The sequence below is a fragment of the Pseudoalteromonas qingdaonensis genome, assembly GCF_038739665.1.
GTDB lineage: Bacteria > Pseudomonadota > Gammaproteobacteria > Enterobacterales > Alteromonadaceae > Pseudoalteromonas > Pseudoalteromonas qingdaonensis.
Genome location: NZ_JBCGCU010000005.1, coordinates 1 through 14,639 on the forward strand (window position 1 = coordinate 1; position 14,639 = coordinate 14,639).

14 protein-coding genes are annotated in these 14,639 nt (G+C 46.5%); 10 read left to right on the forward strand and 4 right to left on the reverse strand.

The window, feature by feature from the left end:
* Nucleotides 1–150 precede the first annotated feature (150 nt).
* The 10 genes from WCN91_RS05775 (at nucleotide 151) to yacG (ending at nucleotide 10,492) form a co-directional block, all read left to right on the forward strand.
* Nucleotides 151–1,134, forward strand: coding sequence for an IS110 family RNA-guided transposase (locus tag WCN91_RS05775; RefSeq protein ID WP_425416017.1), 984 nt, complete (start codon nucleotides 151–153; stop codon nucleotides 1,132–1,134).
* A 127-nt stretch (nucleotides 1,135–1,261) separates the two neighbouring features.
* Entirely contained in the window at nucleotides 1,262–1,726 is a 465-nt protein-coding gene (trmL, locus tag WCN91_RS05780; protein ID WP_105253736.1) for a tRNA (uridine(34)/cytosine(34)/5-carboxymethylaminomethyluridine(34)-2'-O)-methyltransferase TrmL, read from the forward strand.
* A gap of 22 nt (nucleotides 1,727–1,748) precedes the next feature.
* The gene (gene nadC / locus WCN91_RS05785; RefSeq protein WP_342677175.1) at nucleotides 1,749–2,591 is read left to right on the forward strand and encodes a carboxylating nicotinate-nucleotide diphosphorylase; all 843 of its coding nucleotides are present in this window, start codon (nucleotides 1,749–1,751) and stop codon (nucleotides 2,589–2,591) included.
* A gap of 368 nt (nucleotides 2,592–2,959) precedes the next feature.
* The gene (locus WCN91_RS05790; RefSeq protein WP_342677177.1) at nucleotides 2,960–3,472 is read left to right on the forward strand and encodes a pilin; all 513 of its coding nucleotides are present in this window, start codon (nucleotides 2,960–2,962) and stop codon (nucleotides 3,470–3,472) included.
* Nucleotides 3,473–3,871: 399 nt separating this feature from the next.
* Entirely contained in the window at nucleotides 3,872–5,566 is a 1,695-nt protein-coding gene (pilB, locus tag WCN91_RS05795) for a type IV-A pilus assembly ATPase PilB (protein ID WP_342677180.1), read from the forward strand.
* A gap of 97 nt (nucleotides 5,567–5,663) precedes the next feature.
* Entirely contained in the window at nucleotides 5,664–6,890 is a 1,227-nt protein-coding gene (locus WCN91_RS05800) for a type II secretion system F family protein (RefSeq protein WP_342677182.1), read from the forward strand.
* Nucleotides 6,891–6,900: 10 nt separating this feature from the next.
* Nucleotides 6,901–7,791, forward strand: a complete 891-nt coding sequence (locus tag WCN91_RS05805; RefSeq protein WP_342677184.1) for a prepilin peptidase — start codon at nucleotides 6,901–6,903, stop codon at nucleotides 7,789–7,791.
* Nucleotides 7,784–8,419, forward strand: coding sequence for a dephospho-CoA kinase (gene coaE, locus WCN91_RS05810; protein WP_342677186.1), 636 nt, complete (start codon nucleotides 7,784–7,786; stop codon nucleotides 8,417–8,419). The genes WCN91_RS05805 and coaE overlap by 8 nt, the downstream gene beginning before the upstream one ends.
* A gap of 75 nt (nucleotides 8,420–8,494) precedes the next feature.
* A complete protein-coding gene (gene pilB, locus WCN91_RS05815) occupies nucleotides 8,495–10,171 on the forward strand; it encodes a type IV-A pilus assembly ATPase PilB (protein ID WP_342677188.1) in 1,677 nt (558 codons plus the stop codon).
* A gap of 81 nt (nucleotides 10,172–10,252) precedes the next feature.
* On the forward strand, nucleotides 10,253–10,492 hold the full coding sequence (gene yacG / locus WCN91_RS05820; RefSeq protein ID WP_342677190.1) for a DNA gyrase inhibitor YacG: 240 nt from the start codon (nucleotides 10,253–10,255) through the stop codon (nucleotides 10,490–10,492).
* Nucleotides 10,493–10,628: 136 nt separating this feature from the next.
* On the opposite strand, the gene WCN91_RS05825 is transcribed toward yacG, so the two are convergent.
* The 4 genes from WCN91_RS05825 to phoU form a co-directional block, all read right to left on the reverse strand.
* The gene (locus WCN91_RS05825; protein ID WP_342677192.1) at nucleotides 10,629–11,543 is read right to left on the reverse strand and encodes a hydrogen peroxide-inducible genes activator; all 915 of its coding nucleotides are present in this window, start codon (nucleotides 11,541–11,543) and stop codon (nucleotides 10,629–10,631) included.
* A gap of 99 nt (nucleotides 11,544–11,642) precedes the next feature.
* Nucleotides 11,643–12,911 carry an inorganic phosphate transporter gene (locus tag WCN91_RS05830; RefSeq protein ID WP_342677194.1) on the reverse strand — a complete coding sequence of 423 codons (1,269 nt, stop codon included), beginning with the start codon at nucleotides 12,909–12,911 and terminating at the stop codon, nucleotides 11,643–11,645.
* 72 nt (nucleotides 12,912–12,983) lie between these two features.
* Nucleotides 12,984–13,661: a TIGR00153 family protein gene (locus tag WCN91_RS05835; protein ID WP_342677196.1), complete on the reverse strand. Its 678-nt coding sequence runs from the start codon at nucleotides 13,659–13,661 to the stop codon at nucleotides 12,984–12,986.
* Nucleotides 13,662–13,924: 263 nt separating this feature from the next.
* The gene (phoU, locus tag WCN91_RS05840; protein ID WP_342677198.1) at nucleotides 13,925–14,626 is read right to left on the reverse strand and encodes a phosphate signaling complex protein PhoU; all 702 of its coding nucleotides are present in this window, start codon (nucleotides 14,624–14,626) and stop codon (nucleotides 13,925–13,927) included.
* Nucleotides 14,627–14,639 lie beyond the last annotated feature (13 nt).

Sequence of the window (14,639 nt, forward strand, 5' to 3'; positions counted from 1 at the left end):
CGGAAGTGAGTGAGTTTGTGGCCGACCTTAGCAATAACAATGCTGCGATGTAGATTAGACCCTCACTTCTATCACTCAATAAACTGAATGGTATCCTAGCGCACTTATTGCAAGTTGATGCTGTATGTACAAGGGGAGTCTATCGAGATGATGCAATTTATTGGTTTAGACATTAGCAAAAATAAATGTGATGTATGCTGGTTGAAAGAGAGCGAAACAGGTAAACGAAAAACCAAAGTAATCAAAAATACACAAGCAGGCCATGAGAGTCTGAAAAACTGGTTACAGGCAACAGTCAAAGCAGCCCCTGAGCACATGGTGCTCATATTAGAGCCAACGGGGGTTTATCACGAGTCGATAATGTACTTCTTACACGACCATGGCTTTAATATTCTCCTTGCTAATCCCGGCAAGGCAAAGCAATACGCAGAGTCAATTAACCTGACTCACAAAACAGATAAGTCCGATGCGTTCATGCTCGCCAATTACGGTTGTGCGCAGCAAAGCAATCTCGCGTTATGGCAGCCAGAAGCAAAAGAAATACGTGTACTAAAAGCCTTACTGCGTCGTTTAGACACCCTTGAATCAGACCGCCAACGCGAACTTAACCGCCTGGATTCAAGTGAGTTCAGCCTGTCGTCTGAGCGTGTTGTATTGTCTCTTAAAGACATGATATGCACGCTTGAAAGTGAAATAGAAAAGCTTAAGCAGGACATTAACAACCACATTAATGGCAACCCACAGCTTAAGCGCAACCGAGCGCTTTTAGAAAGCATTCCGGGTATAGGTCCTGTATTGTCTCGGGAGTTAACCTACTTGTTTGCAGCGAAACAGTTTAGCAATGCCAGGCAAGTGGGGGCGTATGCAGGGTTAATCCCCAAATTGCATGAGTCAGGGAAACTCAAAGGCCGCACAACGTTAACTAAAACTGGCCCTGCTAAGTTACGCGCTAAGCTTTATATGGCGGCGATTGTGGCAGGGAGATACAACGTGAGTGTAAGGCTACAAAAAGAAGCACTGCTTAAGCGCGGTAAAACCTCCATGCAAGTCCTTGGCGCGAATATGAGAAAGCTTGTGCAAATATGTTATGGCGTAATCAAGAATCAGCAAGAATATCAGCCTCAAGTCATATAAAAATGCACTTGAGGCTGGTTATGAGAGATGGTATCTACAGGCGACCTACAAAAGATGCGTTCTTAATGCCAAGTTTGATATACTTGCGCCAATTTTGGCTTTGCACCTTAGATTGTCGATAAATATCATGCTAGACATCATCTTATTTCAACCGGAAATTCCACCCAATACCGGCAATATTATTCGCCTCTGCGCTAATACTGGGTATCGCCTGCATTTAATCGAGCCCCTTGGCTTTGAATGGGATGATAAACGCATTAAGCGCGCCGGTTTGGATTACCATGAATTTTCTCAGGTGCAACGCCATAGCGACTTACAAAGCTATATAGACTCACAGCAACCAAAGCGGATCTTTGCCTGTACCACCAAGGGTAAGAAATATCACCACGAGGTGAACTATCAGGCCGGTGATGCTCTGCTCTTTGGACCGGAAACCCGCGGCCTGCCCGATGATATTATCGCCGCCCTGCCAGAGCAGCAAAGGGTGCGCATTCCCATGCAGGCCAATAGCCGCAGTATGAACCTGTCCAATGCGGTGGCCGTATTTGTATTTGAATCCTGGCGTCAGCTCGATTTCGCCGGTGCCGTTTAACTCTGCCAATAGGTAATAATTTATGACCCCAACTCCAGAACTTATCACCCGCCTGGTGGCGCAAGCACTTGCGGAAGATTTAGACGGCCAAAGCGCCCTTGATGGCGATATTACGGCGCAGCTTATCCCCGCAGAGCAACAGGCCGATGCCAAGGTGATCACCCGTGAAGCGGGGGTTTTCTGTGGTAAAGACCTGGTAATCGAAGTATTTCAGCAGGTTGACCCAAGTGTAGAGCTGACCTTTTATATCGCCGACGGCGAGCTCATGAAACCAGAGCAGCAATTATTTAGCGCCAAGGGTAATGCCAGAGCCATATTGACCGCCGAGCGCACGGCGCTGAACTTTGTGCAAACGCTCAGTGCCACGGCCACCGCGGCGCACAATTATGCCCAGGTACTGGCCGGTTCTAACACAGAAATCCTCGATACCCGTAAAACCATCCCAGGCTTGCGCGCGCTACAAAAGTATGCGGTTAAATGCGGCGGCGGGCGCAATCACCGTATCGGCCTGTTCGATGCCTTTCTAATTAAAGAAAACCATATCAGTGCCTGTGGTGGTATCAAGGCGGCCATAGCTCAGGCACGCAAAAACCATCCGGATAAAGCGGTGGAAGTAGAAGTAGAAAACCTCAGCGAACTAGAAGAAGCCTTAGCTGCGGGCAGCGATATCATTATGCTCGACAACTTCTCGCTGGACGATGTACGCACCGCAGTAGAGCGCACAGCCGGGCGTGCCAAGCTGGAAGTATCGGGCAATATCACCTTCGAGATTCTGCAACAATACGCTAACATTGGCGTTGACTTTGTATCCAGTGGCGCCCTGACTAAGCATATCAAAGCTATTGATTTATCAATGCGTTTTTAAAAAAGAAAAATAACAGCCTAGTTACAGGTGTTACACTATGTTATAAAAAGGACTACCCAAAACAAGGGCCACATGATAGCATCTCGTTTCAAAGAATGAGGTTTATAAAATAAAGTAATACTTTGTTATAAATCAATAAAACAGTAACAGTTGCAGCGTACACTGCGAAAAATTACAGGTTAAATTAGTAGCCATTTAAAATTCGACTACAATTTTCCCTAGGGTTAGCCTCACTGGCCTTTATTGTGTTAATCACTTTAATGAAAAATTAAAACTATTAACATTGAAAAGCCGTTCAGGTTCAACTAGATTAAAGCAGTAGCTCAGGTTACCTTAACTTTGCCCAAAAAATCCTTTAGGAGAGGAAGATGGAAAAAATGACTCACAATAAACAACAGGGTTTCACCCTAATCGAATTAATGATCGTAGTTGCGATCATCGGTATTCTTGCTGCGGTAGCACTACCTGCTTACCAAGATTACACTAACCGTGCAAAAGCATCAGAAGTAATGCTGGCTGCAAGTACAGCCCGTACTTGTGTAAGTGAAAAAGCTCAAATCGGTAAAAACCCAGACAATTGCGATGCTGATTTCCAAGCAACCAAATATGTCTCATCCCTAACTGTCGATGATAAGGGCGAAGTTATTGCGATAGGCGCTGACGATATGCTCGGTTTAGATATTGTCCTAACACCTCAAAAATCAGGCGAAGATGCTTCCGGTGCAGCGACTTCAGGCGCAGCATCAGCAACAGACTTCACTACACCTCCAGGTTTCACTGTTTCTGAGTGGGTGTGTACTGGTAATATTGGTACGGATGCGAAAGCAAGCTGGTTACCTGCTACTTGTGATGCAGCAGCTGCAGCTGGTGGTGGTAATTAATTAAGTACTAACAGTAACAAGTTATAAGTATGGCCTATAGGACTTTCCTAGGGCCATATTTTTATCGTTTTCTCACTTATAAGAACATGCCCTTAGGCACCAGTAGAAAGCATTAGATTACTCTTAGAGTCTATACCAATTTAAAAGCAGCATTCTCCAATCAAACAACCTGTTTGCAAACGTGAGATAAATCAGAATTTCATTATTAGCTCTCGTTCTATGGATAAAAATAAACGTTTGCTGCAGAGATAGGATTTAGCTAAGGTAACGGGTATGTAATTAACGCCGACATTAACTTAATTTATTGCTAATGTTTAAGTGTGATTTTTAAGTATTATCTTTTCCAAAATACTGATTGAACCCATTTCATAAACAAGAAGTTAACTCTAAGATGGCTCAATGAATATCAACTCTCCCTTAGCCCGTCGCCTGGTCAACCTTGGCGTAATTAGCCCTGAACAATTAAATCAAGCAAAGTCGCAAAAGACAGCTTATCTTCCCGAATTACTTTGCCAATTGGGCAATATGAAGCCGGAAAGTCTGCAGGCTCGCGCCGGACAGATGTTCCATGCTTCGCAATTTGACCTGTCATTTTTTGATGCAAGCCAGGCACCCGCTGCCAGATATCTTAATGAAAATTTAATTAGAAAGCATAAGATTTTACCCATTGCAGTTAAAGGAAAAACACTTTATATAGCAACGGCAGACCCCACTGATTTTAATGCCTTTGAAGACTATGAATTTAATATCGGGATGCAAACCGAGCCTTTAGTGGTTCGCTACGATCACTTAGAAAAAGTAATTGATAGCCTTTTTGACAGCGCCGCAAGCCTGGGGTTAACCGAAGGCGATATGAAGGAGCTGGATGGGGTTGAAGCCGACGACAGCCATAATAAAAAAAGCCTGGCTACGGATGTAAATAGCAAGGAAGACGATGCCCCCATTATCGTTTATATCAATAAGATATTAATGGATGCCATTAAGCGCGGCGCTTCGGATTTACACTTTGAGCCCTATGAAAAACGCTACCGCATTCGTTTTCGTGTCGATGGCGTACTCCATGAAATTGCCTCGCCCCCGGTGAATCTGGAAAGCCGTATTGCCGCCCGTATTAAGGTTATGTCTCATATGGACTTGGCGGAGAAGCGCAAACCCCAGGATGGCCGTATTAAACTGAAAATAAACGCAAAAAAAAGCATCGACTTCCGGGTCAGTACCTTGCCTACTTTGTGGGGCGAGAAAATAGTAATGCGTATTCTCGACAGCTCCAGCGCCATGCTGGGTATCGATGTATTGGGTTATGAGCCTGAGCAAAAAAAATTATATTTAGATGCCCTAGCCCAGCCACAAGGCATGATACTGGTGACCGGCCCTACCGGCTCGGGTAAAACCGTATCCCTTTATACCGGCTTAAATATACTCAATACCGCAGAGCGTAATATTTCCACCGCCGAAGACCCTGTAGAAATCAACCTGGAAGGCATTAACCAGGTGCAAATAAATATGCGCGCGGATATGACCTTTGCCAACGCCCTGCGCGCCTTCTTGCGTCAAGACCCGGACGTGGTTATGGTGGGTGAGATACGAGATTTAGACACAGCAGAAATTGCCATTAAGGCGGCACAAACCGGCCACCTGGTGCTTTCAACCCTGCACACCAACTCGGCCCCCGAAACCCTGACCCGTTTAATGAATATGGGGGTGCCTTCTTATAATATCGCCAGCTCGGTGAGTTTGATTATCGCCCAGCGTCTGGCGCGTCGCCTTTGTAACCATTGTAAAGAGCCGGAGCAGTTACCCCAGGAAGAGCTGCTTAAGCAGGGCTTTAATTATGAGATGTTAGCTGAACTGACTATTTTCAAAGCAAAAGGTTGTGATGAATGCACCGAAGGCTATAAAGGCCGGGTAGGTATTTATGAGGTGATGCCTATTACCCCAAAAATAGCGGAAATTATTATGCGCGGTGGTAACTCATTAGAGATAGCCGAGGTTGCAGCTGGTGAAGGGGTTAATAACCTGCGCGCATCCGGCTTAAAAAAGGTCGCCCAAGGGGTCACCAGCTTGGTAGAAGTAAACCGAGTTACCAATGCGTAGATAACAAATTGAAACCTTTATGCTCTACACTAAAAGTAAGCGAAACGTAACCAGCGTGTTACTATTAGTCTAGTTCAACAGGATTGTGGATAGTTAAATGGCAAAACAATTAAAAAGTCAGCAAGACACCTTCCAATGGGTGGGGGTTAGCTCCCGAGGTAAAAAGCTCGAGGGTGAGCTTAGCGGTACAAGTATCGCCCTGGTTAAGGCGCAACTGCGTAAGCAGGGTATTACTCCTTCTAAAGTTAAACGTAAACCTAAGGCTTTATTCGGCTCTGGGCAAAAAAAGATCACGGCCAAGGATATCGCCATATTAACAAGGCAATTAGCCACCATGTTATTGGCGGGTGTATCCTTAGTACAAGCCATAGATATGATTGCTGATGGCTCAGAAAACCCCAGTGTTAAAAATCTGCTGAACAATATAGGGGAAGAGGTTAAGGCCGGTCACCCTTTGAGCTCAGCGCTTCGTAAATACCCTAAGTATTTCGATGATCTCTATTGCGACCTGGTTGCTTCCGGCGAACAGTCGGGTGCCTTAGACAGGATTTTCGATCGGGTCGCCCTTTATAAAGAAAAGGCCGAGGCGCTTAAGTCCAAGATTAAAAAGGCACTTTTCTATCCTACCGCTGTTATTGTGGTTGCCATTATAGTTACATCAATTCTTTTAGTTTTCGTAGTTCCCCAATTTAAAGATATCTTCGATGGCTTTGGTGCCGAACTACCAGCCTTTACATTAATGGTCATCGCTATTTCCGAATTTATGCAGGCCTATTGGTGGGTAGCCTTACTTGTTACTGTAATCAGTGGCTATTTGTTTGCACAAGCAAGGATGCGTAATAAAAAATTTAGCGATAAGGTGGATGCCTATATTTTAAAAATCCCCGTTATCGGCATGATCTTAAATAAGGCAGCAGTGGCCCGCTATGCCCGCACCCTATCGACCACCTTTGCCGCCGGTGTGCCCTTAGTAGATGCCTTAGATTCGGCAGCAGGCGCCTCTGGTAACGCCGTATATCGCGATGCCATATTGGAGATTAAGGCAGAAGTAAGCTCGGGTAACCCAATGAACTGGGCCATGCGTAACTCTAATATCTTCCCAGATATGGTAATTCAAATGGTGGCCATAGGTGAAGAGTCCGGCTCTTTAGACGATATGCTCGCCAAGGTGGCCACCATCTATGAACAGGAAGTAGATGATGCGGTGGATGGCCTTTCCAGCTTATTGGAGCCACTAATTATGTCCGTATTAGGCGTACTAGTTGGTGGTTTGATTATTGCCATGTACCTGCCTATCTTCCAGCTAGGTAATGTTGTAGGCTAACAGTAAATATATGTTTTCAGAAGTACAAAGCTTAATGCAAGCGCAGCCGTGGTTTTTTTATACCACGGCTTTTTTCGTGTCCCTTGCCATTGGCAGTTTTTTAAATGTGGTTATCTACCGACTGCCAAAAATGATGCAAGCCCAATGGCAGGGCGAATGCCGGCTGTTATTAGCGGATGAATTAGCTCAAGGCGATGCGCAGGAGCCCCAAAGCACCTTTAACCTAATTACGCCTAGCTCTACCTGCCCTAAGTGTAAGAGCAAGATAAAGCCTTGGCAGAATATTCCCGTATTGAGTTGGCTTTTGCTCGGCGGCAAATGCGCCAATTGTAAAACCCCAATTTCGGTGCGCTATCCAGCCATTGAACTAATTACTGCCCTATTAGGTACAGTGGTTGCCTGGCAGCTTGGCGCCAGTGAGTTGGCGCTTTTATATATTGCCGTAACCTGGTGTTTAGTGGCGCTGACCTTTATCGATATCGACCATATGCTGTTGCCGGATCAAATTACCCTGCCGCTGCTGTGGTTGGCACTTTTGGCCAGTGTTTTTGGTATCACAATTCCCCCAGGCGAGGCCATTATAGGTGCAGCGGCCGGATATTTAAGCCTTTGGAGCGTTTATTGGCTGTTTAAACTGGTAACCGGCAAGGAAGGCATGGGTTATGGTGACTTTAAGCTAATGGCAGTTTTCGGTGCCTTGCTTGGCTGGCAAGCCTTACCCATAATTATTCTGCTTTCCAGCGTGGTTGGGGCTGTGCTCGGTATCACCCTGCTGACAATTCAAGGACGGGATAAGGCTACTCCTATTCCCTTTGGCCCTTATATTGCCATCGCCGGCTGGATAGCCATGCTCTGGGGCGAGCAGTTGCAATCAAGCTATATGAGCTTGATCCTTGGTTAAGGCACATCCCTGGGTATTGGGTTTGACCGGTGGCATAGGCAGCGGTAAGTCCAGCGCCAGTAAGTTTTTTGCCGAGCTCGGCATCGAGGTTGTCGATGCCGACTTGGTTGCCCGCCAGGTTGTGGAGCCGGGCAGCCCGGCCTTAAATGCCATAGTTAAGCGCCACGGGGAAAGCATACTCGATACCCATGGCGCCCTTAATAGAGCCAGGTTAAGAAAAATCGTATTTAGCGATAATAGCGAGAAGCTCTGGCTTAATAACCTGCTGCATCCACTTATCCGCACCGAGATGCTCGAGCAATTAGCAAGGGCGCAAAGCCTGTATGTGATTCTAGAAGCGCCACTGCTGTTTGAAAACGGGCTGGAAAAATACTGTCAACGCACCCTGCTGATTGATGTACAATTAGAGCTGCAATTAAAGCGCACCTGTGAGCGCGATAAAATGACACCTGAGGCAGCCTTGGCCATAATTGCGGCACAAATGAGCCGTAGCAACAAGGTGCAAAAAGCCGATGATATTATTAGTAATTCAGGCACATTAGCAGCACTTAAACGCAAGGTGCAGCGCTATCATTACAGTTATTTAAAGCAAGTTAAGTTGCATTCCTGTGCAGATAGACAACAATAACCATATAGCCTGTAATAACTTAGTTTGTTCAAAGCTTATTATAATTACATCTAGCTGGCGTTATATCGGTATTTTATGAATATTAACTCTCCTCTTATCCGAAAGTTTATCACCTTGGGTCGCCTTGATAATGACAAGGTGAGGCTGGAGCAGGACCGCTGTCGCAGCGCCGCCGAACTGATTGTGCGCTGCAGCAATATGAGTCAAAACGAGCTATTAAACCAGTGTGTTGAACTCTTTCGTGTTCCCTATTTTGATCTCAGTCAGTTTGATGAACAAAGCATAGACAAAAGCCTGCTGAAAGAGCGCTTGATACGCCGTCATCATGTGCTGCCGCTGGCACAAAAGGGTAATAGACTGATGTTGGCGGTATCCGACCCCACGGATTACGGGGCGCTGGAAAACTACGAGTTCAGTACCGGCCTGCAATGTGATGTGGTGCTTTGCGATTATCAGCAGATAGATAAGGTTATTGAAAACCTGTTTGATGCCACCCATGCCTTAAAACTCTCCGAGCAAGACGTTAATGATCTGGGCCAGGTTCACCAGGATGAAGGCCATGGGGACGATGAGCATGAAACCAGTGATGACGATGCTCCCATTATTGTCTATATCAATAAAATTCTTCGTGATGCCATTCACCGCGAGGCATCCGATTTACACTTTGAGCCCTATGATGGTGAATACCGTATTCGCTTTCGTATTGATGGCGTTTTACATGAAATGGCGCACCCGCCATTTAATTTGGCAAACCGCCTCGCCGCCCGTATTAAGGTAATGGCCAAGCTGGATATTTCTGAAAAGCGTAAGCCTCAGGACGGGCGTATTAAAATGAGCCTGTCGCAGCATAGGAAAATCGACTTCCGTGTCAGCACCTTGCCGACATTGTGGGGGGAGAAGATCGTTATGCGTATTCTCGATGGCTCCACTACCCTGCTAGGTATTGACGCTTTGGGCTATGAGCCTGAGCAAAAGATCCTCTACTTAGACGCATTAGCGCAACCTCAGGGCATGATACTGGTGACCGGCCCCACCGGCTCGGGTAAAACCGTGTCCTTGTATACCGGCCTGAGTATTTTAAATACCGCCGAGCGCAATATTTCTACCGCGGAAGACCCGGTAGAAATTAACGTAAAGGGCATAAACCAGGTACAGATTAACCCTAAGGCCGACTTAACCTTTGCCAACGCCCTGCGCGCCTTCCTGCGTCAAGACCCGGATGTGGTCATGGTGGGTGAGATACGTGACCTGGAAACCGCGGAAATCGCCATTAAGGCATCGCAAACCGGTCACTTGGTGCTCTCAACCCTACATACCAACTCGGCGCCGGAAACCATTACTCGACTGCTTAATATGGGCGTTCCCGCCTATAACGTGGCCAGTTCAGTGACCCTGATAATCGCCCAGCGCTTGGCAAGACGTTTGTGTAAGCACTGCAAGGAGCCAGAGCAATTGCCGATGGATGAGTTACTAAGGCAGGGCTATAGCGAAGCGGAAATTGCCAACCTTACCCTGTATAAAGCCGTTGGCTGTGATGAGTGTACCGAAGGCTATAAAGGTCGTGTCGGCCTTTATGAAATGTTGCCGATTAACCAGAAGATTTCTCAGGCGGTTATGAATGGCGTCAATTCAATAGAGATCACCGCCATCGCCAAGCAAGATGGCTTTACCACTCTTAGGGAGGCTGGTCTGCACAAGGCGGCGACTGGCATTACCTCTCTAACCGAAATTAATAGGGTTACCCTGATATAACCCGAGTTAGCATATAACTTTCAATTAGCGCCCTGCTTAGCTACACTTGCCCGCATCTAAGAATATGCGGAGCAAGTGTAGATGCCTGCGAAAGTAAACTGCCCTACCTGTCAGCAAGACGTTGAATGGGGCCCCCAAAGCCAGTATCGACCATTTTGCAGCAAGCGCTGCCAGCTTATTGATTTAGGCGAATGGGCGGCAGAGTCAAACAGTATATCCACGCCCCTGAGCAATGAGCCACAAAGCGCAGATGCCAGTGCCTTTATCGAAGAAATAGAAGCCATGTTGGCCAAAAGCGAAGATAGTTTTTTTAAAGATTAGATCGGTGCTCTGCGCCGACAAGATACCAATAATGCCTTTTGTCGGGCTTATCGGCAATTGCTCCTGCATTGCTCTCTTGTCAGGCTAAAGCCTGACCTACAAGTATGGCGGCAAAGCCCGACCTACAACCGACCATTTATTCGCTGCCAACCGTGCAGCAGGTGCGCAGGAATTCCCCCACCTTGTCACTGAATAAACGGAAATCGCCAATACGCCCTGTGGTTTTACGCCAAACTAAACCGACATCACGATGGGCATCTGAGTCTGAGCTCACCGCCAGTAAGGGCTTGGAGTCTAAAATCCCAGCATTGAGCGCCATTTGCGGTAAGAAGGTCACGCCGAGCTTGTATTCCACCATGGAAAGCAGGGTATGCAGGTTACTGGCCTCAAAAGGGTTAATACAGCTGGCGCGCTCTAAATTACAGGCGCTCAGGGCATGGCCCGTCATACAGTGTTCGCGCTCAAGCAAGAAGACACTGTGTTCCGGCAGCAGGTTGTAATCGACTTCAGAGTCAATGTGGTAATCCTTATGATGCACCAGATAGAATTTATCTTTGGCGAGGATCTGGGTATGAAAACGGCCGGTTTCATAAGGTAAGGCCAACAGGGCAATATCTATATGGCCGTGCTCGAGTTTATCAAGCAACTTATCACTGGTGTCTTCTACCAGCACCAGATCCAACTCTTTAAAGGTGGCCTTACAATAACAATGCAGTGGCGCGGCCACAAAACTGGCTATGGTGGGAATAATACCAATAGTGAGCGAGCCACTAAGTGGGTGCAAGTGGCTGCGAGTAAGCTCTTTAACGCTCATGGTGTCATCGATGATCTTCTTCGCCTTTTCGACCACTTCTTCGCCTATGGCGGTAAACATCAGGCTGCGGTTTTCTCGCTCGATGAGCTGCACCCCAAGGTTTTCCTCAAGGTTCTGAATGGCACTACTTAAGGTCGACTGACCTATATAGCAGGCGCTGGCGGCGCGGCCAAAATGCTGATGCTGGTGTACGGCTAAGAGATACTGAAGCTGCTTAATACTGGGTAGGTTCGTCATATTTATGCCCATAAATAAAAAGACCCCAACACCTGGGGCGTTGAGATCTTTTCAAGCTAAAAGACTGTTTAGTCGTGGCAGGCGTTTAACGCCCGCGCTTTATACGCCAAATGCTGTTCGTAATACGTAGAAGATTACAATAGCAAGTGCAGCACCAACAGGCAACGTAATTACCCAAGAAACAACGATATTTCTTATTACGCCCATATTCAGTGCAGCAATACCACGGGCCATACCTACACCCAATACCGCACCAACCAAGGTTTGCGTGGTAGAGATAGGCAAACCAGTACCTGAGGCGATAACTACGGTAGAGGCAGCAGCAAGCTCGGCAGCAAAACCACGGCTTGGCGTTAGGTGAGTGATGCCTTCACCGATAGTTTTAATTACCTTCTTACCTAGTACCGCAAGACCGATAACAATACCTAGACCACCCAGTGGAAGAATCCACCAAGCCAGCGCCGCTTTCTTGGCGATTTCACCGTTGGCTTCAACGATGTTTACTACCGCAGCTAGAGGGCCAATGGCGTTAGCTACATCGTTTGAACCGTGGGCAAAGGCCATACAACAGGCGGTCAGAACCATTAGTACCGCAAACACTTTTTCAACGTTGTTGAACTGCATTTTCTTGTCGGCTTTAGGGTCCATCTTCATACGTTGAATAACGATTTTACCGATAATGGCGATAACAACGGCAATACCTACTGAAAGCGCGTAACCTTCCACAGCACCCAGGTTAATACCTATGTGCTTTAGGCCTTTTTTGATGGTCACAAGAGACATTACGAAGCCAGCAAAACCCATATACATAGGCACGAAACGCTTGGCATTCTCAAGCGGCTTTTCGGTATCGAAAATCAGCTTTTGCGCACTCATAAAGATAAGATAAGCGATAAAACCTGAGATCGCCGGGGTGACAATCCAGCTGCCGACAATGCCGCCAACCTTGGCCCATTGGATCGCTTCGCTACCCACAGCAACCAGGGCGAAACCTATGATGGCACCAATGATTGAGTGAGTTGTGGAAACAGGCCAACCCAGGAAAGAGGCGATTAATAACCAGCTACCCGCGGCAAACAGCGCGGAAATCATACCCAAAACCATAAGTTCAGGAAGATCAGCAAATGGGGCGGCATCAATAATCCCTTTGCGGATCGTTGATGTTACTTCACCGCCAGCCAAGTAGGCACCGGCAAATTCGAAAATCATCGCAATGATGATTGCTTGTTTGATCGTGAGGGCTTTAGAACCCACAGAAGTACCCATGGCGTTGGCTACATCGTTTGCACCGATACCGTAAGCCATGAAGAAACCTACCGCTGCGGCAACAAGCACTAACAGGGTACCGTAGGACGAAATAATATCCATCAGAAAAACCTTATTTTTTTAACTTTGTGTGATCTAACTCTGTACCTTTCACTGAGTTAAATCCGGGCAATGTTAACGGGCTAACAGCACTTCTAAACGAGCACCAACTCGTTCAGCGATATCTGCTAAATCACCCACCCATTCGATGATCTTGTATAAGAACATCACATCAACTGGGTTCATCGTGTCTTCGATGCGACGTAATTCATGACGCAATCTGATTTGCATGTCGTCCGTGTCTTGCTCAATGGCATCAAGCTCAACCAGCATTTTTTCCACCAGCACAACTTCGCGACCGCGAAAACCAGTTTCCAATAACTCGTCTAGTTCGTTAATTGCCTTTGATGCTTGTTTGGTTGCATCCACACAGCGGGATAAATATTGCAAAAAGTCTTTTTGAATGGTCTCTGGAATTGTCATCTCACGACCAACAACACGACCGGCAATGTCTTTTGCTTTATTGGCAATTTTATCCTGATGAGTGATCAGCTCAAGTAGGTCGGTACGCTCAACTGGAAGGAACAAACCACGTGGCAAGTTAAGACGGATTTCACGTTTTAACTCGTCCGCTTCACGTTCAAGTGAGCGAATTTTCAGGCGTAACTCTTCCGCTTCATGCCACTGCTTTTTAAACACATGTTCAAAAAATGGAATAAGCATGGCGCTGGCTTTGTGCACCTTTTTTATATGATCTTCAATTGGTTTAATAGGTGATTTTGCAAAAACCCCTAAAAACGCATTACTAGGCATAATTGACCCTTTGAATCTTAGTTTGCAATAAAATCGTAATAAACAGGTCACGGGAACGTCTTAGAATAGCTCCTAAAATCGCCGCCAGTGTAAATTTATTTTCAATTTGCATCTTTGCTTCGGGCGTGATTTTACCTTATTAATCACCCGAGCGCATGAATTTTCATGCTCAATTCATCAATGTTTTGCCAACTCAAAGACGCAGAAAAATATGAGCATAAAAAAGGGCAAAAGTCCTTTTGCCCTTATATTTTTGCTATCGGTTAGATGGTTTTCGCAATCATATCCTGGGATACGTGGCGAATATCTTTACCCTTAACAAAGTAGATAACGTACTCGGAAATATTCTGACAGCGGTCACCTATGCGCTCCAGTGAACGTACCGACCAGATCAGCTCCATCACACGCGGAATTGAACGCGGATCTTCCATCATATAGGTCATGATTTGACGCGTCAGGGCTTCGTATTCACGGTCAACCCTTTCATCGGCCTTATGCACTTCAAATGCTTTTTGCGCGTCCATACGGGCAAAGGCATCAAGCACATCGTGTAGCATTTTTGACACCAGGCGACCCATGTTTTCTATATTCGCCAGCAAGCCCTGCTGATCCTTGGTGAAGGAATCCAGCGCTACTTTGGCGATACGCTCGGCTTCATCACCGATACGCTCCAGATCAGCGATGGTTTTCGCTATGGCAACAACTAAACGCAAGTCGCTCGCCGCCGGCTGACGCTTGGCGATAATGCGCGTACACTCTTCGTCGATATTCACTTCCATAGCGTTAACGCGGTAATCGTTTTCTTTTACCTTCTTCGCCAGCTCGCTGTCACCTTTGGCAACGGCGTCCAGGGCACTGTTTAGCTGCTGCTCAACCAAACCGCCCATGCTTAGTACTTGATTGCGCACATTTTCCAGCTCTTCGTTAAACTTACCGGAGATGTGCTTATTAATATTGTGTTCCATAATGGCCTTCTTA